The organism is Pseudoalteromonas sp. TAE79 (assembly GCF_000498015.1).
Lineage (GTDB): Bacteria > Pseudomonadota > Gammaproteobacteria > Enterobacterales > Alteromonadaceae > Pseudoalteromonas.
Window position 1 is genome coordinate 1 of record NZ_AUTL01000154.1, and the last position, 26,161, is coordinate 26,161.

The following is a 26,161-nucleotide window of genomic DNA, read 5'->3' on the forward strand; positions in this document are numbered from 1 at the left end:
CTAGCTGAACATCTCAGTACGCCTCTTCAGGTAGAACAACATCTAACATTAGCCCTAGAAGAAGCTTACAAAGTCGGTATAAAACCTATCAATGTTGACCTTTTGGAGGAAACACTGTCTAGCCGCATATATGAAATTGAACCGACACTTATCAGGCATGGTTACAATGAGCGCGTCATTGCTGAACAATTCCGCTATCGCCCATCCGAAATAAGAAAATTATTCTCTGGAGGGCTAGAACCAAATAGAGCGAAAGAAATGACAGCTGAAATGCGTGAAGCAGGACTGCCAATTTAGAGTCGATTAAAGTGGGCCCAAGCCGATGAAATCAGTCCCAGTGTTAATCAATGTGGTTCCATTCTTAATTAAAGTGAGCCAGCCTCATAGGGTAGAATCAATGATTGTGGGTCAGAACATGCTGATAAAATCGGGTCAGGCAAAATAAGATGTCAGGCCGCTACAGCTAGTCATGCTTTGTACATAGCGAAACTCAATTTCATCTAGGTTGCTGGTGGCTATCTGATTAAGGTTAATCAATTTTGCACATTCGTTAGAGCTTTCGATTTTCATTTCGTCAAGAAATCTTGCAAATAAAACCTTTTTAGGACAATTTTGCTTTTGAGGTCGAGTTAGCATTATTAGGTTGCTTGATGCCCTTGTTGTAGCTACGTAGGCTAGTCGTCGGCTTTCCTCTAGTGAAATTGGTATTGCAAGGCTACTGTTATTGGAGCCAAGTAGATCTTTATCCCAGTTAGGTAATATTACGTTTTTAAACTCACGGCCCTTGGATCTATAAATTGTTGTAAGTGTCACACCGCCACTTTGATTGTAAATGGCGGTCATTTTAAATAAGGTGTTGAAGTACTCAAGGGCGCTTTTGCAGCTTAACTGAAGTTTTTCAAGAATGAGTAATAAAGTATCTATTCGCTCTAATGATTCTTCATATTCATCACTAGAAATTGATGTAAAGTTCATAGCCCGTTTTACTTGGCTATCATCTAAGTATTTTTTCAGCACTTCATAAGCGTTTTTAGATGAGATCATTTTTAAACTCGCAATATTTCTAATACGCTCACTAACCTTTTTATAACCAGTGTCCTTACTAGACATACAGATAGTGTCTATTGCTGACGGCCATAATTTAAACGGTAAATTGCTAAGGCGCGTTATTACATCGTCATAAACAGCTTTAGTCACATTAAGACTCGGAAAGCCAAGCAGCTCGAATAAGATGTTTTTTCTTTCATCTTGTAGCAAAACCTCATCTTGATTTGTAATTAAGATGAGTATGTAAGAAAGAAGCCTAATTTCTTTGGAATTCAATAGTGAAAAGTTTGGTGGGATAGAGTAGGGAATTTTTTTAAGTAAAAACGATAATTCATAAAGAATAGACTCAGACCATCTCCTGAGCAAAATAGCATGATCACCATATGATTCACCTACGAGCGCATTGGCCGAGATTATCTTAATAGCTTCGCCAGCCGGTTGCATTGTTTCTATTAAACGAACGCTTGAGTTTGGGGTTGTTGTGCTAGAAGAAACAATTTTGTTAAACCTCTGATTATTGTTTGATATTAGCTTATTAGTAACCAGCGCAATTGAATGGCCAAAGCGATAAGTTTTATTGAGACTTACACGCTGTACGGGAGTAAATGTATTCTCAAAGTTAAGCATAAACGTTGGGTCTGAACCTCTCCAAGAGTACACAGTTTGATCTATATCTCCAGCTACAACAATTGTTGTGCTATCAGACTTAATGGCATTAATAAAATTAAATTGGGACTGATTAATATCTTGATATTCATCAACGAAAATTCGAGTGTAGACTTTTGAGTATGGGGTTATAACAAGTTCAGGGTTGTTTAGCGCAGTGGTAGCGTATGGCACGAAGTCATCATAGAAGAGAAGGCCTTTGCTGCACCTAACTTTCTCAAACCCATGATATGCCGAAACAATAAAACTGCATGTTGGTGACAAATCAAGAGATAGGTAAACATCTTCAGGGGATAGGTTGGTAGATTTAACTAGTGAGATAAATTGCATTATTAGACCGATTGCTTTTTTATCTTCCATCATTTGTTTCTTTTTATAATCAAACTCAAGTAATGATAATTGAGAAATAACAGATGAGCATATTTTCTTCTGGATGCTGCCATCATCGAAACTAACAGTCATACCCAAGGCTTTGAGATAACCTGATTCCTTCAGAACTTGAAGAGCCATAGCATGAAAAGTTTTCACTAAAGTCAGGTTATGTAAGTTACTTGATTGCATCCGATTAGCGAACTCATTCTTAATATCCGAGTTAAACATCAGTACTAATGCATCACTTGGATTTAGTCCACTATCATTAATGTTACTGTTTATTATCTCTAGTAGCTTTGTTGTTTTGCCTGTACCAGGACCTGCAATAATTACCACGTTTTCGTTCAAAGGAAATGCTTGTTTCATTAATTAAATACCTTAACCAGGACTTAAATGCTCAGTAATTTATTTTCACAGATATTGCTAATCCCGCAAGTAAGTTTATGAAAGTAAGTGCATGATAGGATTAAGTTAATTTAACTCTATGTTTATGATATACATAAAGATATTTTGTTGGATAGTTGTTGTTTTAAATTTGAAACCAACAAGTTTACTGCTATACTTTGCTTAGTATTTTTGTATCAATATTGATTTTATATATAAGGCTTTTTTATGAACAATCCGCCAGTTGCTTTAGTGAAAACATGGTATGAGTTGCTTAAGACCGCGCCGACAGAGGAAGCAAAGAGTAGAGCGCAAGAAATGCTATTAGGTGCATTTGGTTCGTTTGAAGGTGTTGCGGCATATTTAAAGAAGAATAATTTAATGTAATAACGACAAACGCTGCCAAAAGGCAGCGTTTTCTTCTTATTCGACTTTAATAATTGTTCTGATTGAGTTTAATAAGAGTTTCACACATAAGCACCAAGTTAACCGCATCGTATACCGTTAAAGCCCCAGCCCTAAAGCTATCTACTTGATTATATTTATCTACTATAATCTTGTTGTTTAGCGCCGCTACCAAGCTTTTCAATTCATAAATAATTTCACTCGTAGCTTTTTTATTACAAAATGGAATTAGGAACTTTGGAACGGGAGGAAAAAGCTCTAATCTTGGGTAAATTCTTAAAGAAACTGTAAAAAAACTCACTTTAAAATGATTGCTAGCAGAGCTTGTTAAGTACACAGCGATAACGGCTATGGCACATATACTGAAAATCAGATAATAAGAATAATACAAACTAATAAACGCACTTAAAGCGGCTAATCTAAAACCAAAATATCTTAATATTTGAATCAAATGAACTCTATAAATGACTTTATCCGCTAATACTTGAAGTGCTGGGTATTCAGTCATATTTCGGCCCTTTCTTTTCTAGTTTTATCAAAATATATTCACTCTCAATGTCATTCATCTCCAATTCCTTAATTGGCAAGTTAGGATTTATGGATGTAAGTGATAAACGCTCAGCTAGAAAGTGGTTAAGACCGATATAGTTAGAGTAAAGCGGTAGGCCGACCGATTCATTAATTGGTAAGGCAATTGATAAAGACTCAATTTGAAATCGGCATTTTATATATTGCCAAAATGGGTTTTCATTATGGGAATTAGTAAAGGCTTGAGTGTTATTTTTTAGGACTTCTAAATTAGGTTCATTTGAGGTTTTCACTTTCTCTATATCAATTTCGCTATAAAAAACTTTAATAAAATTTAAGCGCGAGTTTGTTAAAACCCAAACATAATTAGGTAATAGCGTGTCGTAGAATCCAAGTGCGCCTTTACTCATTTCAGTGCCATGCATTGGAGAGCCATCAGAAGTAGAAGTTATGCCATAAGTTTCGTTATAGAATGAGTAGAGGCTACTTAAATTTAAAGCATCAACAGCAATACTCATCAGATCTTCTTTTGAAGTAACTCGAATGCCAGTATTGGCAGCAAGGCTATTCCCAATTTTTTCAGCAATGAGTTCAAGTTCAGAGTCTGATTTAGGTATATAAATGGGGGAGGTGTCATTCATGATTTTATTCTCGTATTGCGAAGTTGCGATAAGTTGTATTTAATCTATCGCTACTTCGTAATCGTGCAAGCTAGTAACTACGTATATTATTGCAGGGTATAACTTTAGATAAGCTTAAAAAGCTACTTTATGACTGCTTTCCTAATAACTTCTCGATGAGTAGGTCAAACCAGCCAAATGGAAATAAATTGCGAGGCTCTTTAGATTTTTTTTCTTTAGGTTCTTCAACGTACTCAAGTAAAGCTTCATCAAAATAACTAGGGTTATTCAACAACCTGTATAACAATGTATTAGCTTTAGATGTATCTGAATGTAGTTCAACACCATAGGTTTCCGAATAGTACTTACCAATTGCAGCGGAGCGGGATAAACCAGAGTCACAAAATATAATAATGTTTTGTATTTCGTTAATTTGATGTATTTCTTTAATCATTAAAAGTATTCTGAGAGCATGTACCTTACGAGCACAACCGTCAAAATAATTCCAAAATTCTCTACCATGATCTTTTATTTGCTCTACTGAATACGCGGCATCATCAAATGCAATTTTATTAAAGTATCCCCATTCACCAGTAGCTACTTCACGATCAAGTTCAGTACCTGAGTCTCTTACCGCAATTAAAGCAGTATTAGGGCAGGGCTGAAGTAAACGGGCTTCACGTAAAGGAATGACAGAGAGTGAGTGAATCATAATTAACGCTATTAATTGAATGTGTAGTTGAGATGATACATTTAGTTTAGTGAAAAAAAAAGCCACATTTAATGCGGCTTCAACTTAAAGTGTCATGGATACGGTTTTAATTAACTCTCCTAAAGCGTTAAACTGGCTGACTCTAAGCCCCTCTTTTGATTTAAATACTTCAAAGTGACCTAAGCTACCATCGGGGATGAACGCGCAACGGTGATTACTTTTACTGTAAAAAAAAGCCGTATCCAATCCGTTATTTTCTTTGCGGTTTATTGTGAGTTTAGCCTGAACTTGCTGGGCTGAATTGAATAATATGATCGATTCTTGAGTAATCATAATTTCTAATCGTTTATAACTCGTTAGCCAAGAGCCTGAGATTTTATGAAACAACATAAGACCCCCTTAAACCCGAACTGGCATTATTAAAGCCCTAGTCGTATGCTCACCTACTGGCACAACACTAAAAGAATCAAGCTTGTCAGTTTGTTGTTTGAAGTATAAGTTGACATATTTGTACTAAAAGATGGCATAAATTGGAAGTATAAGGTGGCATAGTCTAGTATTTAACCAAATGGTTAGATGGTTGACTCACATGTACAGAAGAAAACTCAAACACTCCCGTGTTAAAAACCTCCATAAATTTGCTAGTCAAAAAAATAAATCTACCTGTTTAGTTGAATCCTCTTTAGAGTTTGATGCGTGTTTCCATTTTGAATTTTCACCATCAATAGCCGCATTTGAAGCACAACCAATCGGTTACGAATATGAGTTTGATAACCGTATTTGCCGTTACACGCCTGACTTTTTACTTACCCACACAGACGGCACGCAAAAATTTATAGAAGTAAAACCGCAAAGCAAAATTGCCGATGAAGACTTTCGTGCACGTTTTATTGAAAAGCAAGCCATCGCTAAGCAGGATGGACGCGACTTAATACTGGTTACTGATAAGCAAATCCGTGTATACCCAACACTCAATAACTTAAAGCTTTTACATCGCTATTCTGGTTTTCAGTCTTTAACAGAGTTGCAAGCATCGGTGCTAGAACTTGTTAAGCAATACGGTTCTATTAAAGTGTGCCAGTTAGTTAGTTTTTTAAAAGTAACTGCCGGTGAGCTACTTGCTACAGTGCTACGATTGTTATCATTGGGGCAGTTATTTGCCGACTTAACTACAAATGAAATATCAATAGAAACAGCAATTTGGTCTAACAATGTTTAATGACGGGCTGTTTGAAGATGAATTTAACCAGCCATTACCAAAAGTAGAGACCAAACCACCTCAAAATTACGCCAAAGATTTACAAGCCCTTCCTGATAAAATAAAAATAACAACATTCGCTAAGCTTAAATATATTCAATGGCTTGAGGGGAATATTCAAGGCGGTTGGACACAAAAAAACCTTGAACCTTTATTAAAAGTAATGCCAGAAGTTGAGGGAGAAAAAAAGCCTAGCTGGAGAACAGCTGCACGATGGTATAGCGCTTATACAAATGCAGATAAAAATATCATTGCGCTAATACCAAGCCACCAAAAAAAAGGGAACAGGGAGCGCGAGACAGCTACCGATAAGTTTTTTGAAAAGGCACTTGAGCGTTACTTAGTAAAAGAAAAGCCATCAGTGGCTTCGGCTTATAAGTTCTATAAAGACTTAGTTATTATTGAAAACGACAGTGTTGTAGGCGGTGTTTTAAAGCCTTTAACATACAAAGCATTCAAAAACAGAATAGATAACTTACCGCAATACGAAGTAATGGTTGCTCGTTATGGTAAACGTCTTGCTGATATTGCTTTTAATAAAGTAGAAGGGCATACACGGCCTACCCGAGTACTCGAAAAAGTTGAAATTGACCATACACCGCTTGATCTTATTTTATTGGATGATGAGCTACATATCCCGCTTGGTCGGCCAACACTTACCATATTAATAGATGTGTATAGCCACTGTATTGTTGGCTACTATTTTAGCTTCAGTGCGCCTAGCTACGATGCAGTAAGGCGAGCAATGCTAAATTCGATGAAACCTAAAAGTGAAGTGGCAAAACTATACCCTGATACTATAAATGAGTGGAAGTGTGCTGGTAAAATTGAAACACTCGTTGTTGATAATGGAGCCGAGTTTTGGAGTAACAGCCTTGAGCTAGCTTGTGAAGAAATAGGCATTAATACTCAGTATAACGCTGTCGCAAAGCCTTGGTTAAAACCAATTGTAGAACGTATATTCGGCACAATAAATACAGAGTTATTAGACCCTATACCAGGTAAAACCTTTTCTAATATTTTACAAAAGCATGAATATAATCCCAAAAAAGATGCAATTATGCGTTTTACGACCTTTATGCAGTTATTTCATAAATGGGTAGTAGACGTTTACCATCAAGATGCCGACAGCCGTTTTAAATACATACCGAGCCAACTATGGGAGCAAGGCTTTAGTACGTTACCACCAACAATGCTGAGTAATGATGATCTACAACGACTAGATATTGTGCTCAGTATTTCAATTCACCCTAAACTTCGAAAGGGAGGGGTATGGCTGGAAAACTTAAGGTATGACTGCACGGAGCTGTCTAATTACAGAAAGCAATTTAGTCACAACGTATCTCATAAGGTTTTAGTTAAGTTAAACCCCGAAGATATTTCTTATGTATACGTATACCTCGATAAGCTAGAGCATTACATAAAAGTACCATGCATAGACCCAAACGGTTACACCCAAAATTTAAGTTTGAATCAGCATAAAATAAACATACGCATCCACCGCGACTTTATTTCGGGCTCTATCGATAATGTAGGCTTAGCAAAAGCGCGTATGTTTATTCATAATAAAATTCAAAACGAGTTTGAAGCGTTAAAAAATGCGCCAAAACACTCAAAAGTAAAAGGCGGTAAAGCGCTAGCTAAGCATCAAAATGTCAGTAGTGATTCACAAAAATCAATAACTCAGTGCAAACCCATAGAGCCCAAAAAGGTCACACCTAAAGAGCAACCAACAGATAGCTGGGATGACTTTATCTCAGATCTAGATGGATTTTAATTATGCTGACCAATAAACAAAAAGAAAAACTAAATGAATTTCGCGATGTATTTATTGAATACCCAATAATAAGCACGGTATTTAACGACTTCGACAGATTAAGACTTGGTAAAGGGCTAGCAGGTGAAAAGCCTTGCATGCTTTTAAGTGGCGATACAGGCACAGGTAAAACAGCACTAATAAAACAGTATAAAGAACGTCACTTACCGCAATTTATTAATGGAGTGATGAACCACCCTGTATTAGTAAGCCGCATACCTAGTAACCCGACACTAGAATCTACTTTAGCTGAGCTTCTTAAAGGCTTAGGGCAAGTAGGCAGCACAGAGCGTAAGCTACGAATAAACGGCACTCGCTTAACGACATCATTAATAAAATGCTTAAAAACGTGTGGTACAGAGCTTGTAATTATTGATGAGTTTCAAGAGCTAATTGAGCACAACCAAGGTAAAAAGCGCCGCGAGATTGCCAACCGATTAAAATACATTAACGATGAAGCGGGTGTATCAATTGTATTAGTTGGTATGCCGTGGGCAGAAAAAATAGCAGATGAGCCCCAATGGTCATCGCGTTTATTAGTAAGGCGGCAGCTGCCTTATTTTAAACTATCAGAAAACCCAAAGCACTTTGTGCAGTTAATAATTGGCCTAGCCAACCGTATGCCATTCACCGAAAAGCCAAACTTAAGTGAGCAAGCAACAGTGTTTGCTTTGTTTTCACTATCAAAAGGTTGTTTTAGAACATTAAAATACTTTTTAGATGATGCAGTATTCTACGCTTTAGTGGGTAACGCAAAAACCCTCACGACTAAACACTTGGTAAAAGCATTTGAAGTACTGTTTCCTGATGTACCAAACCTATTTACCTTGCCGGTTTCAGAAATTACAGCCAGCGAAGTCGAGCGCTATTCACTATACAAACCTGAAAGCGCCCAAGATAAAGATCCATTTATAGCGACTAAGTTTACTGACCGAATGCCGATTAGTCAGTTGTTGAGGAAGTGACAAGTAATTATAAACTAAAGAGCTTTAGCTTTTTTAGTAAAGAAAGCCGATAAAATACAGGTTTATCTTTGCAGAACAGTTAATCATTAGATTTATTAAAAAAACGTTTGGCGGCTTCTCCAATGTACCTACAAAATTCCTCTTCGGTCATCATATTGTGACGCGCATCATAAGTAGCACTGATACTATTATATATGGAACTAGTACCAAAAAAGACAAACGAACCTGATAAGAATCGCTCTACAGGTCTAGCTATTTCTGGTAATTCTTGTCCTTCATAATCATTATATGTCCAGCAGCTATAATCAACATACTCACCGTCTTCAATTTCGCATAAAGACTGGCAAATACCCTCTGAATGGATAGAATTATCTATATTAATAGGTTTAATTTTTTCTAATTCAAGCCTGAAATAGTTCCATTGAGGATCAAAACCAAATGACTCAAAAGTTAACTTTTTAGGTTTCATTATATCTGCACGTGTTCCACTACCAGAGTGAAGTGCAATCATTGAAGGCTCTGAAGGTGTTGTAATCCTATTAATAGTATTTCCTCCTCCATTTGGGTAAAACATATGATTTAAACTTTTTGTAAACGCAATTTGATTGAGAATAGAAATGATTGCATTCTTATCAGTCCATGTAATACTTTTTGGTGTGCCAAGTGGAAATATCCTATTTTGTAGCTCTAGCCACTCTAATAAATTACGCTGTTCAAAGTCTTTATTTAAGCTAATCCATTTTGACAATCTGTTTAAAAAACTCAAAATACTAGGGCGACGTTTTGGGTCATTATCAGTGCATTCGATAAGTAAATTATCTAGTTCAGTCGTATAAATGTCAGGGCAATATTGGCTTATTCCAATTACAGAGTTAGGATTATATTGTCCATCAAAACCTTTATGTTGATCAGTGATAAGTATCCATAATGATTTAGCTAAAGAGTACACATCTGCTGGCAAACCATCAGATCTATCAGCTTGCCTTCTCATTTCTGGCGCCATAGTGTACTTGGCTCCTATATCTCTTCTTTCTGGTGTTATATCCTCTTTTCCAGGGTATTGAACTAGGCCAAAATCAGTGAAGTATGGTCGGTTATTGTAAATGAGCATATTTGCTGGTTTTATATCTCTGTGTGCTATTTTTTGCGAGTGAAGTTCTTTGAGTGTTATCGCCAACTTTATAAATTCACTCGCAACCTCTATTGGGGTGAGGTTTTCACAATATTTACTAAAATCTTGCGCGGCCGGCATCATAAACCAAGGAAATTCACTTTTTGGATCATCAGGTAAATAAGAATCTATCACATGCATAACGCCATCAATTTTTAGCTTTGAAAGAATAGAGACTTCATTTTGAAAACGTTTATAGTTAACTACATCTATATTTATTAAAAACTTTATAGCGTAGAAGGCTTCCTGCTCGTGGTTAACCACTTTCCATACTTCTCCATTACCTCCTTTTCCCAATAGCTCTAGTAATTCACAACCATTAAAAATAGTACCAATTTTGATTTTTCTTCTTTTACTCATGAATTTTCCATAATTTAATTTTTTGCAGGTAGTATTTGTATTTTCAAATCGTACTTGCGTATAAAATAATTGGATTCTTTTACTACTGCCAACTTTTCCTCAAAAAATGATAAGCAAGTATTTATAATGCTTTCAGGCTTTAGTAAGTGCTCTAATTTACCTGAAACATTCATTTTCTCTGCTTGCTCGACAAAGAGATTGTAATTATGGGAAAGTGGAAATTCGTTTTTTAGTAGCTCAAATATGTATTTTGTATCTATGGGGGTATTGATTGGATAGCTGTCAATAAACTCTGCTAACTTACTAAATATTAATATATACCAGCGATCAAACATCCAAAGTTGAGGGTGTGTATTATTTGTTTTTAATAAAGCCGGATACTTGGGTTTTTTAACATTAAAATTTTCGTTGGAAGCCATATCGCTTTGTGAAGCAAGCCAGATTTTCCATTTTGGGTAATCATTTGAAAAATATCTATCTTGCTCTAATGCATAAACGTCAGCATAGTTTGTTACGTGCTCTATAAACTTATACTTTTTTAGTTGTTCTTCTTTTTCAGCAATTGCTATAAATTTGGCTCTTTCGAAAGCCGAGTCTGGTGGTGTAAAGTTAAGCCATTCGAACTTAAATCGTTTTGATTTTTTTATTCGACCTACGATGATTTGGCCTGATTCTTTTTTGAGGATATCGGGGGTATCATGTTGAAATAAAAGGGCAACATTTAACACTCGTTCTTGATTAGAGTTATTAAGAGCTACGCATTTCAATAGTAAAAAATGTTCATGCTCTGCTTCAAGTAAAACTTCTTTAAAATGTATACTTTTACTTTTTACTACTTGGGCAGATAAATCGTAATTTTTACCATTGATATTATGGTTAAATCCAATGTTGTGGCTGGGTATTTTTAATCGTTGTCGCTTTTTTAAGTTATCAAATTTACGTAGAGCTTGTTTTCTTGACTCTTCAATTTGTTGTCGAATTTTTTTATTCATTTCTATTTGATTGAGTTCAACTTTTTGATTAATCTCTTCTTTTAATTGATCCTCACACCAACCAAATAACCAATTAGACGTATCATCATTATGCTTAAGAGCACAATTTACATCAGCATAATCCGAATCAATATAAACTGATAAATCATACTCTAAGGAAGCGAGCTTTTCTTCACGATAAAAGTTAATTTTCTCTGCTGAGCAAGGCGATGTTACCTTAATTTCAACTAATAAATCACCGACATCAGTTTCTAACTTCACATCGGCGATGTATTTGTTATGAATGCTATATTCAAGTTTTGCAGAGTTAATTAAGGCTTTTCTACTAGGTTCAGTTTTACTGTAACCTCTATGATAAATAGTAATTTCTGGAAGGTTTATTGTTTTAGCCGTTAAAAAATATTCTTGAGCGTACTGATGCAAAGCGGTCATTAAGCATGTTCTAGACTCTTCTTTTGTAGTATGAGCAAATGAATGAGCATTTATAGTGCCGCCATTGCGTGCAATTAGAGGGTCATTACATGCGATACAAAAGCAATTACATGCTTTACCATTTTTGACATTATTTATTGAAACAATCTTACCCGAAGCATCGCTAGCAAAAACAAGCATAAAATCCCTTTTAACTCATAAATGTATAGTTTAAGACATTACTAATTAAGTGTATATTTAAAAACTAAAATATCCTTAGTACACTTATGGGTTAGATACTAAGAGAATCTTAGCAAGATGTTTTTTATAGCTAAGGTTCACATGGAAACTCCAACACCTTCACGCCTAAAATCTGCAAGAAAAGCAGCTGGCCTTACTCAGCAACAGCTTGGTATGGCATTAGGAATGGAGCCAAATACGGCTAGTGCTCGCATGAACCAATACGAAAAAGGCAAACATGCCCCTGACTTTTTAACCATGAAACGCATTGCTAAAGAGCTAGATGTGCCAGTAGCTTACTTTTACTGTGAAGAAGATACTTTAGCAGAGCTTATATGTGTACTCGGTACGCTTACAGAAAAACAGCAAAAAGAATTACTAGGGACTTTAGCTGAGAACCAAAAATAGTGGGTCAATATGGATATCAATACAAATTTAATAGAAAGAATCGGAAAAATTGATGATAAGTTTTGGCTATTGGAAAGTACCCGTCAAATAAATTTTTTTATTGGGCCTAATAACTCTGGTAAAAGTAGAAAGCTGAGAGAGCTTTTTAAGGATGAGCAAAAGGGATGGACTTATGACATTTCAGATGTAAACATAAATGTTGTGGCTAATGAGTTCCTAGACTACCTAGAAAAACTTTCAAGTGGGTATTCGCCATTTAATAGATTAAATAATTTTCATGAAGTTAAGCTTAGAGACTGTCTAAAAAAAATTAAAAGCCAGCCAAATAATTTTGAAACTTTCATAGCAGCTTTGCGTTCGGCCTCAAAATACGACCCTAGTCATAGCTCATCAAATGATGAAAAAGGCTTTCGAGACATTTTAATTAAATGGATAGATAAAAACTTTGGTATGTCAGTTGAAAAACTTGTGACTGAATATCAAACAAGAAAATGGCCTAAAGTGTATATCCCTACTCTGAGAAGTTTGAGACAAGTATCCCCAGAGGATCTTTTTAAGTCTCGAACTATAGATGATTATTTTCCTCCAGAACTAAAAGATGCAGAAATATTTACTGGTCATAGTATGTATGAAGATTTGAAAACCCATCTGTTAGGCTCTCACGACAAACGGCAAAAAGTACGAGAGTTTGAAAAATATCTTTCTGAAAACTTCTTTTTTGGCAATGATATCTCTCTGGTTCCGATGGTAAAGAAGGATGTTGTTTATGTTAAAGAAGGTGAGGATGAAGATCGAGCTATCTACGATTTAGGCGATGGCATACAGTCAATAATCATCTTGACGTTTAAAGTGTTCATGGCTGAAAAACCGACGATGTTTTTTATAGAAGAACCAGAACACTTTTTACACGCTGGACTTCAGAGAACGTTGATTGAAACATTTGCAAAGCATAAAGAACATATGTTTTTTATGACTACTCACTCAAACCACTTTTTAGATTTAGCACAAGAGCGTAACGATATTTCAATTCAACAAGTTTCAAGAATAAATGGGGAGAGTAAAGTCCAAGCTTCCCTTGATTATGGTGAGTTACTAAATGAGCTTGGTGTACGAGCATCGTCGGTACTTCTTGCTAATTGTTCAATTTGGGTGGAAGGCGTTACTGATAAGCTATACTTGCGAGCCTATCTAAATAAGTACATAGAAGAGCTCGAAGATGAAGATAAGAAAAGTAAGCTGAAAAGTTATCATGAAAATCTTCATTTTGTTTTTACAGAGTACCAAGGCAGTAATATAACTCACTGGGATTTCAGTGATGATGTTGAAAATGATGGAAGTGAAACCCCCGCTAAAAGACTCAGCAGAAATATCTTACTAATAGCTGACGCAGATATCGATGGTAAAGGTGAGCGTGTTAAAAGCTTAAGGGGAGCTTTGGGTGATGCATTTTATTTACTTGACTATAAGGAAATTGAAAACTTTATACCCTTTGGTATTTTGATTGATACTGCTAAAGCTAGATGGGGAACTTTTAAACAGAGAACTGATAGTAATATCGATAGATTTGAAAATATGAAGGAAGAGCTATTTAAATCTAATAGGTATGGTATTGGTGAAGTATTAGAGCGCTATGTCGACAAAGCTGATGGACTTGAACGGAAATTCTATTCTGACAAATCAGGTACAATTAAAGACAAAGTTAAATTTTGTCATACTGCAATTTCACTAATGAATGAGTCTGATGATTGGAAGTTAACGCCAGAGCTAACTTCGCTATGTGAAACGGTCTGGGATTTTATTGAATCACATAATCAATAACTGCTTATGTGATTCGATCTTTTAGATGTAAGTGAGCAGATTCTGAAATATCACATCCAACAGCTTGTCGATTTAAGTTATTGGCTGCTACTAAAGTAGCTCCTGAGCCAAAAAAAGGATCAACGACGAGTTCATTTTCATTACTGCTTTGCGAGATGAGTGTTTCAATTAACTTAACTGGCTTTTCAGTAGGGTAGCCCCTGTATACTCTTTTACATGTGAGGATATCTGGAACGCTTAGATCATTTAACTTGCGCTTACCTTTCTCGAAAAAAAGAATATATTCGTGTCTAGCTCTGTAATGATAGCCCATTCCAATAGTCACTTTATCCCAAATTATTGGCTTCCAAAACTTGAAACCTACGTTTTCAGCTATTGGCTTAATATAAAACATTGTTTCCTGATCGCAGAATAGATAAAAATGCGAACCTTTTTTCAGCACTCTGTAAATTTCAATTAGTAGTTCTTCAAAGCGATTATTTGGGAATATGTCGAACCACTGATTACTTGACGATTTACTTACTTTTAAGCGAGTGGTGGTTCCTATTTTTCGATGTTTTTCTAATGATTCGTAGGGTGGATCAGTAATTAAAAGATCAACACTTTCGGTTGAAAGTGTTGATAACCAATTTACCGCATCATCTTTATGTACTTGCATTAAATCTCTTTAGTTAAAGTGTGCAGCACAAGCGGCCATTGTGAAAAGCTTTCGAAGCAACGCCCTTTTTTAATCGTCGACAATCAATGCAATAGCTTTGATATCCATCAGGGTTGCGAGCCGTTTTACGAGCAGGAGTAATACCAAAAGAAGCCGGATATGGATGGAATATATGTTCAGAACTATTAGCGTCTGAACAATGAGGGCATGATTTAAACTTTTGACCGGTTGATGAATCTTTCTTTTGAACCATGCCGCTATTTAAAGCTTTGCCACAGCAGTTACAAGCCATAAGAATCTCCTTATAAGTTAGCTTTGTATTTTTAAATTTGAGTTTTTTATGTTACTGGCTATTAATACATCCTTTAGAAATGCCGTAACGCTCTCTACAGTATCAGATATTGTACTTTTGTGAAGTACGAATGATTTAACGATAATTATTTTTGACTATCTAATTTATTTAGCCTAAACCTAAACTAAGATTTTCTTAGTTTAGGTTGGCGATGCATTTTTTAGTTCAAACAAAACCTTATCCTGATGAGGCGCTTGAAAGCTATTTACTCAGGCTTGCAAGGGATAACTCATACGATGGCTATAGTGAGCTTGCTGATATTTTGTGGCAATGGCTTGCAGAACAAGATCATGAACTTGAAGGTGCGTTGCCGTTGGAGCTGACTAAGGTTGATGTTTATCATGCTAGGCAAGCGAGCAGCTTTAGAATAAGAGCGCTTAAGTTAGTAGCCCAATTAGCAGATGTAAACGCTGGTAATATTCTTTCGCTTGCATGGCGGCGCAGTAATTTTAAATTTGGCAACCTTGCCGCAGTAAGTCGAAATGAACTGGCTATTCCCCTTGAGCTACTTCGTACTGATAACATACCTGTTTGCATTAAATGCTTGTCTGAATCTTCCTATATTCCTTTTTATTGGCACTTAAAGCCCTATAAAGCGTGCCATAAGCATAAAGCACAATTAACTATGCATTGTAAGGAATGCGATGACTCAATTGATTACAGAGCTTCTGAGACGTTTTTAGAGTGCACTTGTGGTTGTGGTTATAAACCAACCAGTAGTGAACAGTTAAACGATGCAGACTTTAAAATTGCATCTGCGCTTGCAGGTAGTAACAGCCATAAAATAGTGGGGTTGATATCGTGGTTTGCGAAGGTTAAGCAACTTGATGTAAGCGATGCTGACTTTAACCGTACCTTTGTTGATTACTTTAGTACTTGGCCTGATAGCTTTAACGCTGAATTAGATTTACTCACAAACAATGCGCGGCTTAAGCAACTTAACCCTTTTAATAAAACTAAGTTCAACTCTGTATATGGCAATGTGATCCGTGATGCTCAAATAGCCGCAACAACTAACCGTAAAAACAAAGTTCTTGATGAGATTATTAATTACTTTGTCGAATTAGTTGATAATAACCCTAAAACTAAACATCCAAATATTGCTGACTTACTGCTTTGTACTTTTGATACAGCAGTATTATTAAACACCACCACAGAGCAGATTTATAGGCTTCATCAAGAAGGCTTTTTAAACTGCGCTTACCCACAAAAAAAGCACGAACAGCTCAGAGCTGATAGCCATGTTTTTTATTTACGCCAAGTAATTGAACTACAGCAAGCATTTGCAGCTGAAAAGCCTCAAACAAAAAAACAATTTATAGCGCCGTGGTAACTTATGAACTTACAAGATGCATTTGCAATTGAATCACTAAAAGAAAAAACCACAGCACTTAGAAAGTTGTTTGCTCCATACACGCCTCATGTTGCGGTAGATGGCTTTGAAGAACAAGCTCTCGTTGTGCTCATTAATCTTGTTTATAAGCGAAGTGAGATTGATGATTTAACAAGTGTAAGAACTGCTAAAAGAGTATTGCGCGATCAAGTGTTATTGAATAAGTGCATTAACGAAGTTAAATGGTTTCATACCCATAATTTAAAATACCCTGATATACGAGTAAGCCATCAGCGTTTAATTAGTAAGGTAGTAAGTGAAGATATTGCGGGTATTTGTAGCCGGTCATTACCTTTAAGTTTTGGCTGGTCGCACAACAGTGCTGAAATTAATCATGCAAAGCTATTTTTAACCTCATTTATTTGGCAAGGTGAAGTAACTTGTTTAGCAAAGTTACTAATAGCTGAAGAGCCTGTTTGGATTAATTTAATAAGAAAATACGGGTTTACTAAAAAGGCGGTTTTAGACATCGCAGGCAAAATAAAACAGCTTTTGCCAGTGGCAGAGCTCCCATTAGAAGTAAGCTCTTTTTCACCACAATTACAAATGCCATTCCAGCAAAGCTACCTTGCGGTTACGCCTGTAGTAAGCCACGCAATGCTAGCTAAAATTCAGCAATTAACAACAGGTCGTAAGTTAAACTTTGGCTTAGTTGAGCACTCAAGACCTGCTAATGTTGGCGATTTAGCAAGCTCAGTAGGCGGTAATATTAGAGTGCTTCGTTACTTTCCTAAAACATATTCTAAGGCTGTTAACCGCTCTAAAGTAGCTAATAATGATATTGAGAAAAAATTTAAAATTCGTGCACTATTAAGTAGTCAATTTCAGCATGCGCTTTTGGTATTGGTTGGTATTAAACAGTTTAATACGTTAAGGCAAAAGCGATTAGCGCGAGTAGCGGCTATTAGGCAAGTACGTGTTAGCTTGCAGTTATGGCTGGATAACATTCTGGAAGCTAAAAATAACGCTCAAGAGCAAGCTTACCCTGAGTGGGCAAAGCATTACTTAGATCAGAGTATTACTAACTGTATTAGCCAATTTAGTAACGTATTAAATGAGAGCCTTGGTACTTTAAGTAAGCTCAAACGCTTTGCATATCAACCTAATTTAATGGGGCTGTTTAAAATTCAGCTAAACTATGTGTTTACTCATTGCACTGCTGAACAAGAAACATTAAATGATGAGCAGATAGTGTATGTACATTGCCAAGATATGCGAGTGTTTGATGCTGAGGCAATGGCTAACCCGTATATTCAAGGCATGCCGTCACTTACTGCTTTAAATGGGCTTGCTCATAACTTTGAGCGTAAGCTAAAAAACTTTATAGACCCTTCAATTAAGTGTATTGGCAGTGCTATTTACATTGAAAGCTATCAACTACATACAGGTAAACCATTACCTGAGCCAAGTAAGTTAAAACAAGTTGCAGGGCGTAGTCATGTAATAAGGTCAGGTATTATTGATAAACCTAAATGCGATATAACACTCGATTTAATATTTAGGCTTTTTGTACCAAATAAAGAGGTGCTTAATAAGTTAAATAGTCAGCTTATAAAGCCCGCACTACCATCTACGTTTGCAGGCGGCACTATGCATCCACCTTCGTTGTATCAAAATATAGACTGGTGCCATTTACATACTAAACCGAATGAGCTGTTTAAAAATATGAAGGCAAAATCGTTAAATGGTAGTTGGTTGTACCCTTCAAAAAAAGTAGTCAAAAGTTTTGAACAATTGATTGATGCCCTTAACGGTAACTTTAATTTAAGACCCGCTGCAATTGGCTTTGCTGCGCTTGAAGAACCCGTAAAGCGAGATGCAGCCTTACATGAATACCATTGTTATGCTGAGCCCGTAATCGGGTTGTTAGAGTGTGTTAGCAATACATCAGTAAAGTACGCAGGCGCTAAGCAGTTCTTTCATGACGCATTTTGGGTTATGGATGTTCAAAAAGAGTCTATGCTTATGAAAAAGTCTAAGTTTGAGTATGAATAATGCAATTACCTCGGCACTTAAGTTACACGCGTTCGCTCTCACCCAGTAAAGCGGTATTTTTTTATAAAACACCGGAATCAGATTTTGAACCGCTACAAATAGAGCAAAATAAATTAGTTGGGCAAAAGTCAGGGTTTGGCGATGCGTATCAAAAGCAAAATGTGGCTAAAAATTTAGCGCCACAAGATCTCGCTTTTGGTAACCCACAAACAATTGATGTGTGCTACGTGCCTCCAACAGTAAATGAGCTATTTTGCCGTTTTTCACTCAGGGTTGAGGCTAATAGCAATGAACCACATGTTTGTGATGACCCTAAAGTTATTTATTGGTTAAAACGGTTTTTTGAAACCTATAAAAAGCACAATGGCCTTAATGAAGTTGCTACCCGTTACGCTAAAAATATACTGATGGCCAATTGGCTTTGGCGCAACCGCCAATCACCAAATGTTGATATTGAAATCCTCACTGAGCACGCAGCTCCAATTATTGTTGAAGGTGCACAAAAACTAAAATGGCAAGGCAATTGGCAAAATAATCAAACAGCATTATTAACGTTGTCAGAAGCTATTCAAGAAGGGCTTAGCAATCCTCAAAATTATTGTTACTTAGATATAACCGCAAAAATTAAAAATGCATTTAGCCAAGAAGTTCACCCTAGTCAAAAGTTTGTAGATACTGTTGAACAGGGTATGTCATCTAAACAACTTGCATATACTCAAGTCGGCGATAAAAAAGCAGCAAGTTTAAACTCACAAAAAGTAGGGGCTGCTATCCAAACTATCGATGATTGGTATGAGGGAGGCTACAAACCTTTGCGCACTCATGAGTATGGTGCAGATAAGCAAATATTAGTTGCACACAGAACACCTAAGACCCATTCAGACTTTTATTCATTACTCCCGCGCATTGCCATGCATATTAAGCACATGGAAAGACATGGTTTGGCGCAAAATGAAGAATCAAACGCAGTTCACTTTATTGCGGCAGTGCTAATTAAAGGTGGCTTGTTCCAAAGGAGTAAAGCTTGAAACGCTATTATTTTACTATTACTTATTTACCTAAAAATTGTGATGTAAGCCTCCTTGCTGGGCGTTGCATTGGTATTTTGCATGGGTTTATGAGTTCACGCGAGATAAGTAATATTGGTGTGTGCTTTCCTAAATGGAATGAGCAAACTATAGGTAATGAATTAGCGTTTGTATCGACAGATAAAAAGCAATTAACCAACCTATCTCAGCAAAGCTATTTTGAGATGATGGCTCATGATAAGTTATTTGGCTTATCAAAAATACTCGAAGTACCAGTAAATCAAAGCGAAGTCATGTTTGTTCGCAACCAATCAGTAGCCAAAGCATTTGTTGGTGAAAAGCAAAGACGATTGAAACGCGCTAAAAAGCGAGCTGAAGCTAGAGGCGAGGTTTACAACCCTGAATATAAATTTGAGGAAAAAGCCATAGGCCACTTTCATTCAATACCCGTATCAAGCAAAGGCAATGGTCAAAGTTATGTTTTGCATGTACAAAAAGTCGAAAAACCTGAACCCATAAATAATCACTTTAACAATTATGGCTTTGCTACAAATCAAACATTTCTAGGTACGGTTCCTTCTTTGAATCCCATTTTTCAGTAGTCATAAAATACTCTTCTTATTTTCAATGGGTTATCAGGTTAATTAAAAATAAGGGTAAATAATTTAAATTCGTTTAACAGTTTGGTATTTATAGAAATTTAAACTATTTTTAATAGTGAACTGCCGAGTAGGCAGCTGGAAATTTAAGGCAATCGATTAGACTCGGGCGACCAGTGTGAACTGCCGAGTAGGCAGCTGAAATTAGGCCAGGAAGTAAACAACCACAACTTGTGACTTTTAACTGCCGAAAAGGCAGAGGCTAAATAGAGAGACCCCAGCAAATGCTGGGGTGTTTTTAAGCGTTATAACCGTATTTAAGGCTATTTATAACGTTCCTAATTAACCTTCTACCAGCAATTGTATTTACAAATGTTAAAGGTGTTTTAGAGCTAAATTGTAAGGAGTACGTATTTAGCCATTTATTCCATCGTTCAATATTTTCAAAGTAATCAATACAAGCTGATGCTAGATGAGCTAACTCAAAGGTATTTTCACTCAAAGTTGCATTTAAACGTGTGTACTCTTTTTTATGACGTTCCAAAGTTCTAATATTTGTACCAATTGCTTTAGCAAAGGATTGAATATCCCAACCTAACTGAAGCCTAAACTTCTCAACACTCTTTAAATCTAAACCACGCTGAATTAATTCAATTTCATCTAAAGGGTTTGAGCTTAAATTAACTTTTCCATTGCTGAGTATATCTACAAATTTATGATTAGCACTAGGTTGAATATCACTAGGCATACATACCTCAAAGCCAAGAAAAGTTATATTTAATAATAGCACTTCTGTTATCCAGCTGATAGTCGGATTAGAGCGATAACCAATCATTGATATTGGCTAAATATAGTCGTTAATTGATTGGTCAAACTACTTTTTGCGCATATATTCATGAAAATGAGCGCTGCGCGCATATTGATTCGTTTAACTTTACCTAAAAAATTTAGAAAACTTAGTGATAGTAATGCCTTAGGTAATTTGTTAAAACTATATAAAGTAGATAAATGAGCGTGGTGTCGGTAGAAATATGCGCGACGAGCGCACTATTAAATTATATTTCAAAAGGAGTGTACATTGCAAAATCAACCTATGAGTAGTGGCGACCAAGGTAAGCTGCTTATTTTTTCGCTTTTGATGGCCCCTTCGATAGTGTTTCTTTTCGGCATTATTCCTGCCATATTTTTGGGCTTTGGCATATATATGATGAAGAAGAATCAAGACTTCTCCAGCATTGATACTGCAGTCAAAAATTTTAAGGGCTATGCATGGTTAGCTCTCATTGGTTGCGCTCTGAGTTCGATTTATTGGGGCAATAAGTATTTCAGTGCGGAGGATAGCTGGTTTTACGATGATGAGTTCTTTATTTCATTAATGTTCGCTGGAATTGCTTTTGCTTATTTGATTGTGGTTCAGGTTTTATTTTACTCCCCCATGAATAGGCACAGAGAATGGGTAGAGGTTAATGGAATATTTTCAACAAAACCAAAGTCATGCAATGAATCAACAAATCAGTCAGAGGTAGACATAATCAAAGGAGAAAAGTTAAAGCAATACTCTGTGGCAGATGAATTAACAAAATGGGCGAAGCTCAAAGAAGATGGTCACATCTCTGAAGAGGAATTTAACGAGGCTAGAACTAAGCTTTTGAAGCGAAATTGAAAAATGGATCTTTACAACAAGCAATCCGAACTACGCCAAGAAACACCAGCTTACTGGCATAACAAATCACATGACCTTTTGGTGTCAGCTCGCACTCTATGGAAAGCAATGCAAAAAGAAAGAGAGTTAGAGATAAACTGCTGGTCAACGTACAAAATGTTAATGGGAATGTCCTTAGAGCTTCTTTTCAAAGCGCATTGTGTAGGCGCAGGCGTTAGTTTCGGGGCTACCCATGACTTAGTGTCATTGTCAAAAACCGCAAACTTCACAACGTCCAAAGAAGAAAATGGAATTTTAAATGTTCTATCAGAATATATTATTTGGGATGGAAGATATCCTACTCCAAAGAAGCCCCAGCATCTTGAAAATCATTGGAAAAACCAAAACAAAGTGCTTAACGATAAGAAAAACCTTGGTGGTTTAACGGTTCAAGTCTCCAATAATAAATTGGATTTTGAAAATTTACTTCCTATTTGGCGCAAGTATTCAGATCTATTCATGGACAGATACAATTGAAATATAACAAGTGACTATGGTTACGACTGTCCGCTTCACGCCCTGAGGCATTCAACAAGCTTTTTCTACCACTAAAAGAGGAGAACCTTTCTCTTTTAGTGCTTTTAAATATTTTGATTCATCATAAGCTTTCCCTGTTTTCCAGCACCTAAATAAGATCCTTACCCATTTATAGGCCAACGCTCTTATTGCCGATTGGTGTGAATTACCTTTCGCTTTTTGCTGTGCGTAATAAATGCCCGCCCAATAAGACTGCGCTACGCTTTTGGAAGCCCACTCTATAAAGCTCTGACGGACAAATTTAGAACATTGCCAGCGCCAATGTACCCAGCTCTTTTGACCACTACGCTCTGTAACTGGCGATAAGCCTGCATAGTTTTGTATTTCTTGTGCGCTACTAAAACGAGATTTATCTTCCCCTAAAGCAGCTAAAAGCCTAGGAGCAAGGCAAGGGCCTGTACCGGGAAGTGAAGCAAATATTGAGGCGTCATCCATACTGGTAAAAATTGAGTTTATTTGTGAGTCATACTCTCGAATATTGTTAATTAATACCAACATCTGTTTGGCCAATGCCATGACAAACGTTTGATAAGGTATAATTAAAGATTCGTCGTTAGTAAGAGGAATTGCCTCCTTTATAGATGCAATGCGTTCTGGGGTCTTCTTAACAGTGGGCCCTCCTCTGGAGTTTAATAGTTTGGCAACTGTATTTGTTCTAACGCGTTTTAATTCATTTAAGTTTGGGAATTTAATTAGAAAATTACAAAATAGCTCTGTATCTCTGTGTGAAAACCACTCTAAGGGCTGTGTATAATATTGCTTTAGAGCATTAATGATTCGGTTCGCATGCCTACGTTTGTCGTCTACAAGTAATCGACGTTGTTCGACAAGGAGGGCTAATGCTCTTGTTTTCTCGCTGCTTGGTTTGAGGGGGGTAATCTTCTTTGGATAATTGAGCATCATATCTAATGCTAATTCAGCGTCTGAAGGATCATCTTTTGAACCGCTAGGAAACATAGCTTGTCTGTATCGAGCAAGGGTTAATCCATGAATAGGATAAACTGTAACAAAGCTATATTTTTGCAAGGCATATACTATAGGTCCTTTATTTAACTCAACTGCAACAGCAATATTGCCTTTTACTTTTTTATGTAATCCCTCAACCCAATCATGAATTGATTCAGGTGAGTGAGAAATTACGCTGAACGCCCGAGACTCTTCGTCTTTAACCTGCACACAAATATCATGTTTTTTATCAGCCCAATCAAGGCCAACATATGCAGAAAAGTTATCATTTTTAGTATTCATGCCAAATCTCCGATTATTGAAATTTGTTATGCATTCTTTACTCTTCGAAAGAAATATAGACAGCGTTTGTAAGGCAAGCCCTGAGTATTCGTTTTGAGTAAAGTAACTCAATACTTCGAAAGAAAAGCGGTGATCATTAAATGATGATGGCACAATATTCGTAAGTAAAGAGCACATAACCTCAACAATTCAAAGTATAGATTATTAAGGTTCAAAGACTATAGTTGGCACATAGCAGCCAACTAAACTTGGCAGTATTTTTATGGGATTGACCTCATAAAGCCTATATTTGGTAACTTTATGCCATTATACACTTCAATTTTATGCCAAGTTACACTCCACCTATGGCGCTGTAGCCCAGTAGAAACGTATGTTCTTATGTCAACTTATACTTCAAACAACATTGGGTGTTTGAACTAATAAAGTTAATTCCTCAAAAATAATTCCTCTAATTAAATAATACTATTTATTTATAGATTACTTTATAAATTACTTTATAGATTGTTATGTCATTTCTGTTAAAAATATTACTAATAACTACATGATAGTATTAATTAAAAGTAAATTAACATCCCTTTTAAACATGTTGCTCATCCTCGATTCGTAAATACGACTTAAGTCTAGATTGTGTCGTACGAAGTTAGGATTAGAATAATGTCAAATTTAGAGAGGAGCTCAGTATGCACTTGGAACGTATTCGCAATAGTAACCTGCACGACAAGGTGATGCCGGCAGAACAAGCAAGCCAATTTATTAAAGATGGAATGACTGTAGGGATGAGTGGTTTCACTCGTGCCGGAGAAGCTAAAGCAGTACCCAGAGCGTTAATTGAGCAAGTCAAAAAAAATCCAATAAAAATAAATTTAATGACTGGCGCATCTTTAGGTAATGATTTAGATAAACTACTTACCGAAGCAGGCATTTTAGCGCGTCGTATGCCTTTTCAGGTAGATAGCACCTTGCGTAAAGCGATTAATAACGGCGAAGTAATGTTTATTGATCAGCATTTATCTGAAACGGTTGAGCATTTACGAAATCATCAATTAACTATGCCTGATGTAGCTGTTATTGAAGCGGTTGCCATTACCGAAGAAGGGCATATTGTGCCTACTACATCGGTTGGTAACTCAGCAAGCTTTGCTATTTTTGCTAAAGAAGTTATCGTTGAAATTAATATGCTGCATAACCCTAATCTTGAAGGTTTGCACGATATATACATTCCCTCGTATCGTCCTACTCGCCAACCAATGCCGTTAGTTAAAGTAGATGACCGTATTGGTAGCACTGCTATTCCTATCGATCCTGCAAAAATTGTTGGTATTGTTTTTACTAACCAAAGCGACTCGTTTTCGACCGTTACCGACCCTGATGAAGACACTGCATCAATTGCGCGCCATTTGGTTAACTTTTTTAAAGACGAAGTGGCTAAAAATAAATTGCCAGCTAATTTAGGTCCGCTGCAAGCAGGCATTGGTAATATTGCTAATGCAGTGATGATGGGGCTACTCGACTCTGACTTTAAAGATTTAACAATGTATTCAGAGGTACTACAAGATTCGACGTTTGACCTAATTGACGCAGGTAAGATGAGCTTTGCATCGGGCAGCTCAATTGTTTTATCGGAGCGCTGTAACGCACAAGTATTTAATAATTTAGAAAAATACAAAGATAAACTAGTGTTACGCCCTCAAGAAATTTCTAACCATCCTGAAATAGTGCGCCGTTTAGGTATTATTGCCATTAATACTGCACTTGAGTTTGATATGTATGGCAATGTAAATTCAACACATGTGTGTGGCACACGAATGATGAATGGTATTGGCGGCTCGGGTGATTTTGCTCGTAATGCTCATTTAGCAATATTTGTGACTAAGTCAATTGCTAAAAATGGCGCGATTTCAAGCGTTGTACCTATGGCGAGCCATGTTGATCATAATGAGCACGATGTTGATATTTTAGTAACCGAGCAAGGTTTAGCTGATTTACGTGGCTTAGCACCGCGTGAGCGTGCTGTACAAGTTATTAAGCATTGTGTGCACCCAGATTATCGCGAAGCAATGTTAGACTATTACGAGCGCGCTTGTGAGCGTGGCGGGCATACGCCTCATTTACTTGAAGAAGCGTTTAGCTGGCATATTCGCTTAGAGCAAGAAGGCAGCATGAAAAAAATATCCGCAACAGATATTCCAATGCCGCTATCTGCTTAAGGTCTATTTTAGTTAATAGATAGATGCTTTGATTAACGCTCCTTTATGGAGCGTTTTTTGTTTGCCCAGCGAAGCTGGCAAACCCGATAGGCTGAAAGATGCCTTATCACCCTGACTAAGGGGAAGATAATCTGAATGGCAAGGGCGTCACTGGCCAACGGTGGGGTCTGAAGGAAGCCATAAGAAGTTAGAGGTACACAACTAACCGTAACCTGTTTCGGCAGTATTGGTGGGTCAGCGTGCAAAATAGCGCAACGCCCTATACTTAG

The 26,161-nt window shown here is 36.7% G+C and carries 24 protein-coding genes and 1 pseudogene; 14 read left to right on the top strand and 11 right to left on the bottom strand.

Going from position 1 to position 26,161, the window contains the following annotated elements:
- Nucleotides 1-297, top strand: a pseudogene (locus L655_RS0111425) (AAA family ATPase); the annotation flags it as partial.
- Between the two features lie 135 nt (nt 298-432).
- Here the strand turns inward: L655_RS0111425 and L655_RS0111430 are convergent.
- Entirely contained in the window at nt 433-2,451 is a 2,019-nt protein-coding gene (locus L655_RS0111430; protein ID WP_024605095.1) for an ATP-dependent helicase, read from the bottom strand.
- Between the two features lie 246 nt (nt 2,452-2,697).
- Between L655_RS0111430 and L655_RS1000000127580 the strand changes: the two genes are divergently transcribed.
- The gene (locus L655_RS1000000127580; protein WP_024605096.1) at nt 2,698-2,856 is read left to right on the top strand and encodes a hypothetical protein; all 159 of its coding nucleotides are present in this window, start codon (nt 2,698-2,700) and stop codon (nt 2,854-2,856) included.
- A 46-nt stretch (nt 2,857-2,902) separates the two neighbouring features.
- On the opposite strand, the gene L655_RS0111440 is transcribed toward L655_RS1000000127580, so the two are convergent.
- The 4 genes from L655_RS0111440 to L655_RS0111455 form a co-directional block, all read right to left on the bottom strand.
- Nucleotides 2,903-3,382 carry a hypothetical protein gene (locus tag L655_RS0111440; RefSeq protein ID WP_024605097.1) on the bottom strand — a complete coding sequence of 160 codons (480 nt, stop codon included), beginning with the start codon at nt 3,380-3,382 and terminating at the stop codon, nt 2,903-2,905.
- Nucleotides 3,375-4,043, bottom strand: a complete 669-nt coding sequence (locus tag L655_RS0111445; RefSeq protein ID WP_024605098.1) for a hypothetical protein — start codon at nt 4,041-4,043, stop codon at nt 3,375-3,377. The genes L655_RS0111440 and L655_RS0111445 overlap by 8 nt, the downstream gene beginning before the upstream one ends.
- A gap of 127 nt (nt 4,044-4,170) precedes the next feature.
- Nucleotides 4,171-4,734, bottom strand: a complete 564-nt coding sequence (locus L655_RS0111450) for a hypothetical protein (RefSeq protein WP_125825551.1) — start codon at nt 4,732-4,734, stop codon at nt 4,171-4,173.
- Between the two features lie 84 nt (nt 4,735-4,818).
- Nucleotides 4,819-5,124 (bottom strand): hypothetical protein, encoded by a 306-nt coding sequence (locus tag L655_RS0111455; RefSeq protein ID WP_024605100.1) that lies wholly within the window; start codon nt 5,122-5,124, stop codon nt 4,819-4,821.
- Between the two features lie 199 nt (nt 5,125-5,323).
- Here L655_RS0111455 and L655_RS0111460 point away from each other — a divergent pair, with 199 nt between their 5' ends.
- The 3 genes from L655_RS0111460 to L655_RS0111470 are packed head-to-tail and all read left to right on the top strand — an operon-like array spanning nt 5,324 to nt 8,773.
- A complete protein-coding gene (locus tag L655_RS0111460) occupies nt 5,324-5,953 on the top strand; it encodes a TnsA endonuclease N-terminal domain-containing protein (RefSeq protein WP_024605101.1) in 630 nt (209 codons plus the stop codon).
- Complete coding sequence (locus L655_RS0111465) at nt 5,946-7,769, top strand: Mu transposase C-terminal domain-containing protein (RefSeq protein WP_024605102.1); 1,824 nt, start codon at nt 5,946-5,948, stop codon at nt 7,767-7,769. The genes L655_RS0111460 and L655_RS0111465 overlap by 8 nt, the downstream gene beginning before the upstream one ends.
- Before the next feature lie 2 nt (nt 7,770-7,771).
- Nucleotides 7,772-8,773 carry a TniB family NTP-binding protein gene (locus L655_RS0111470; protein ID WP_024605103.1) on the top strand — a complete coding sequence of 334 codons (1,002 nt, stop codon included), beginning with the start codon at nt 7,772-7,774 and terminating at the stop codon, nt 8,771-8,773.
- Between the two features lie 79 nt (nt 8,774-8,852).
- On the opposite strand, the gene L655_RS0111475 is transcribed toward L655_RS0111470, so the two are convergent.
- Both L655_RS0111475 and L655_RS0111480 read right to left on the bottom strand, forming a co-directional pair.
- Nucleotides 8,853-10,304 (bottom strand): protein kinase, encoded by a 1,452-nt coding sequence (locus L655_RS0111475; protein WP_024605104.1) that lies wholly within the window; start codon nt 10,302-10,304, stop codon nt 8,853-8,855.
- A 14-nt stretch (nt 10,305-10,318) separates the two neighbouring features.
- Nucleotides 10,319-11,908, bottom strand: coding sequence for a hypothetical protein (locus L655_RS0111480; RefSeq protein ID WP_024605105.1), 1,590 nt, complete (start codon nt 11,906-11,908; stop codon nt 10,319-10,321).
- 141 nt (nt 11,909-12,049) lie between these two features.
- Between L655_RS0111480 and L655_RS0111485 the strand changes: the two genes are divergently transcribed.
- Together L655_RS0111485 and L655_RS0111490 are read left to right on the top strand one after the other, a co-directional pair.
- Nucleotides 12,050-12,355 (top strand): helix-turn-helix transcriptional regulator, encoded by a 306-nt coding sequence (locus tag L655_RS0111485; RefSeq protein ID WP_024605106.1) that lies wholly within the window; start codon nt 12,050-12,052, stop codon nt 12,353-12,355.
- 9 nt (nt 12,356-12,364) lie between these two features.
- On the top strand, nt 12,365-14,173 hold the full coding sequence (locus tag L655_RS0111490; protein WP_024605107.1) for an AAA family ATPase: 1,809 nt from the start codon (nt 12,365-12,367) through the stop codon (nt 14,171-14,173).
- Nucleotides 14,174-14,177: 4 nt separating this feature from the next.
- On the opposite strand, the gene L655_RS0111495 is transcribed toward L655_RS0111490, so the two are convergent.
- Both L655_RS0111495 and L655_RS0111500 read right to left on the bottom strand, forming a co-directional pair.
- Nucleotides 14,178-14,831 carry a site-specific DNA-methyltransferase gene (locus L655_RS0111495; protein ID WP_024605108.1) on the bottom strand — a complete coding sequence of 218 codons (654 nt, stop codon included), beginning with the start codon at nt 14,829-14,831 and terminating at the stop codon, nt 14,178-14,180.
- A 13-nt stretch (nt 14,832-14,844) separates the two neighbouring features.
- Entirely contained in the window at nt 14,845-15,123 is a 279-nt protein-coding gene (locus tag L655_RS0111500; protein ID WP_024605109.1) for a hypothetical protein, read from the bottom strand.
- 211 nt (nt 15,124-15,334) lie between these two features.
- On the opposite strand from L655_RS0111500, the gene L655_RS0111505 reads away from it, so the two are divergent.
- From L655_RS0111505 to cas6f, 4 genes are read left to right on the top strand one after another with little or no spacing between them, the layout of a single operon-like run.
- A complete protein-coding gene (locus L655_RS0111505; RefSeq protein WP_024605110.1) occupies nt 15,335-16,516 on the top strand; it encodes a TniQ family protein in 1,182 nt (393 codons plus the stop codon).
- Nucleotides 16,517-16,519: 3 nt separating this feature from the next.
- Entirely contained in the window at nt 16,520-18,571 is a 2,052-nt protein-coding gene (locus tag L655_RS0111510; protein ID WP_024605111.1) for a type I-F CRISPR-associated protein Csy2, read from the top strand.
- Nucleotides 18,571-19,599 (top strand): type I-F CRISPR-associated protein Csy3, encoded by a 1,029-nt coding sequence (gene csy3, locus L655_RS0111515; protein ID WP_024605112.1) that lies wholly within the window; start codon nt 18,571-18,573, stop codon nt 19,597-19,599. The genes L655_RS0111510 and csy3 overlap by 1 nt, the downstream gene beginning before the upstream one ends.
- Nucleotides 19,596-20,201, top strand: coding sequence for a type I-F CRISPR-associated endoribonuclease Cas6/Csy4 (gene cas6f, locus L655_RS0111520; RefSeq protein WP_024605113.1), 606 nt, complete (start codon nt 19,596-19,598; stop codon nt 20,199-20,201). Before csy3 ends, cas6f begins: the two co-directional genes overlap by 4 nt.
- 295 nt (nt 20,202-20,496) lie before the next feature.
- Here the strand turns inward: cas6f and L655_RS0111525 are convergent, their stop codons facing one another.
- Entirely contained in the window at nt 20,497-21,033 is a 537-nt protein-coding gene (locus tag L655_RS0111525; protein WP_241764481.1) for an antitoxin Xre/MbcA/ParS toxin-binding domain-containing protein, read from the bottom strand.
- Nucleotides 21,034-21,276: 243 nt separating this feature from the next.
- Here L655_RS0111525 and L655_RS0111535 point away from each other — a divergent pair, with 243 nt between their 5' ends.
- A complete protein-coding gene (locus tag L655_RS0111535) occupies nt 21,277-21,861 on the top strand; it encodes an SHOCT domain-containing protein (protein WP_024605115.1) in 585 nt (194 codons plus the stop codon).
- A 3-nt stretch (nt 21,862-21,864) separates the two neighbouring features.
- Entirely contained in the window at nt 21,865-22,377 is a 513-nt protein-coding gene (locus tag L655_RS0111540; RefSeq protein WP_024605116.1) for a hypothetical protein, read from the top strand.
- A 51-nt stretch (nt 22,378-22,428) separates the two neighbouring features.
- Here the strand turns inward: L655_RS0111540 and L655_RS0111545 are convergent, their stop codons facing one another.
- Nucleotides 22,429-23,685 carry an IS110 family transposase gene (locus L655_RS0111545; RefSeq protein ID WP_024605117.1) on the bottom strand — a complete coding sequence of 419 codons (1,257 nt, stop codon included), beginning with the start codon at nt 23,683-23,685 and terminating at the stop codon, nt 22,429-22,431.
- 680 nt (nt 23,686-24,365) lie between these two features.
- Between L655_RS0111545 and L655_RS0111550 the strand changes: the two genes are divergently transcribed.
- The gene (locus L655_RS0111550) at nt 24,366-25,892 is read left to right on the top strand and encodes an acetyl-CoA hydrolase/transferase family protein (RefSeq protein WP_024605118.1); all 1,527 of its coding nucleotides are present in this window, start codon (nt 24,366-24,368) and stop codon (nt 25,890-25,892) included.
- Nucleotides 25,893-26,161: the final 269 nt, after the last annotated feature.

Coding starts and splice junctions, on each gene's coding strand:
- L655_RS0111430 (WP_024605095.1), bottom strand. CDS start 2,451: ATGAAACAAGCATTTCCTTTGAACGAAAACGTGGTAATTATTGCAGGT.
- L655_RS1000000127580 (WP_024605096.1), top strand. CDS start 2,698: ATGAACAATCCGCCAGTTGCTTTAGTGAAAACATGGTATGAGTTGCTT.
- L655_RS0111440 (WP_024605097.1), bottom strand. CDS start 3,382: ATGACTGAATACCCAGCACTTCAAGTATTAGCGGATAAAGTCATTTAT.
- L655_RS0111445 (WP_024605098.1), bottom strand. CDS start 4,043: ATGAATGACACCTCCCCCATTTATATACCTAAATCAGACTCTGAACTT.
- L655_RS0111450 (WP_125825551.1), bottom strand. CDS start 4,734: ATGATTCACTCACTCTCTGTCATTCCTTTACGTGAAGCCCGTTTACTT.
- L655_RS0111455 (WP_024605100.1), bottom strand. CDS start 5,124: ATGTTGTTTCATAAAATCTCAGGCTCTTGGCTAACGAGTTATAAACGA.
- L655_RS0111460 (WP_024605101.1), top strand. CDS start 5,324: ATGTACAGAAGAAAACTCAAACACTCCCGTGTTAAAAACCTCCATAAA.
- L655_RS0111465 (WP_024605102.1), top strand. CDS start 5,946: ATGTTTAATGACGGGCTGTTTGAAGATGAATTTAACCAGCCATTACCA.
- L655_RS0111470 (WP_024605103.1), top strand. CDS start 7,772: ATGCTGACCAATAAACAAAAAGAAAAACTAAATGAATTTCGCGATGTA.
- L655_RS0111475 (WP_024605104.1), bottom strand. CDS start 10,304: ATGAGTAAAAGAAGAAAAATCAAAATTGGTACTATTTTTAATGGTTGT.
- L655_RS0111480 (WP_024605105.1), bottom strand. CDS start 11,908: ATGCTTGTTTTTGCTAGCGATGCTTCGGGTAAGATTGTTTCAATAAAT.
- L655_RS0111485 (WP_024605106.1), top strand. CDS start 12,050: ATGGAAACTCCAACACCTTCACGCCTAAAATCTGCAAGAAAAGCAGCT.
- L655_RS0111490 (WP_024605107.1), top strand. CDS start 12,365: ATGGATATCAATACAAATTTAATAGAAAGAATCGGAAAAATTGATGAT.
- L655_RS0111495 (WP_024605108.1), bottom strand. CDS start 14,831: ATGCAAGTACATAAAGATGATGCGGTAAATTGGTTATCAACACTTTCA.
- L655_RS0111500 (WP_024605109.1), bottom strand. CDS start 15,123: ATGGCTTGTAACTGCTGTGGCAAAGCTTTAAATAGCGGCATGGTTCAA.
- L655_RS0111505 (WP_024605110.1), top strand. CDS start 15,335: ATGCATTTTTTAGTTCAAACAAAACCTTATCCTGATGAGGCGCTTGAA.
- L655_RS0111510 (WP_024605111.1), top strand. CDS start 16,520: ATGAACTTACAAGATGCATTTGCAATTGAATCACTAAAAGAAAAAACC.
- csy3 (WP_024605112.1), top strand. CDS start 18,571: ATGCAATTACCTCGGCACTTAAGTTACACGCGTTCGCTCTCACCCAGT.
- L655_RS0111525 (WP_241764481.1), bottom strand. CDS start 21,033: ATGATTGGTTATCGCTCTAATCCGACTATCAGCTGGATAACAGAAGTG.
- L655_RS0111540 (WP_024605116.1), top strand. CDS start 21,865: ATGGATCTTTACAACAAGCAATCCGAACTACGCCAAGAAACACCAGCT.
- L655_RS0111545 (WP_024605117.1), bottom strand. CDS start 23,685: ATGAATACTAAAAATGATAACTTTTCTGCATATGTTGGCCTTGATTGG.
- L655_RS0111550 (WP_024605118.1), top strand. CDS start 24,366: ATGCACTTGGAACGTATTCGCAATAGTAACCTGCACGACAAGGTGATG.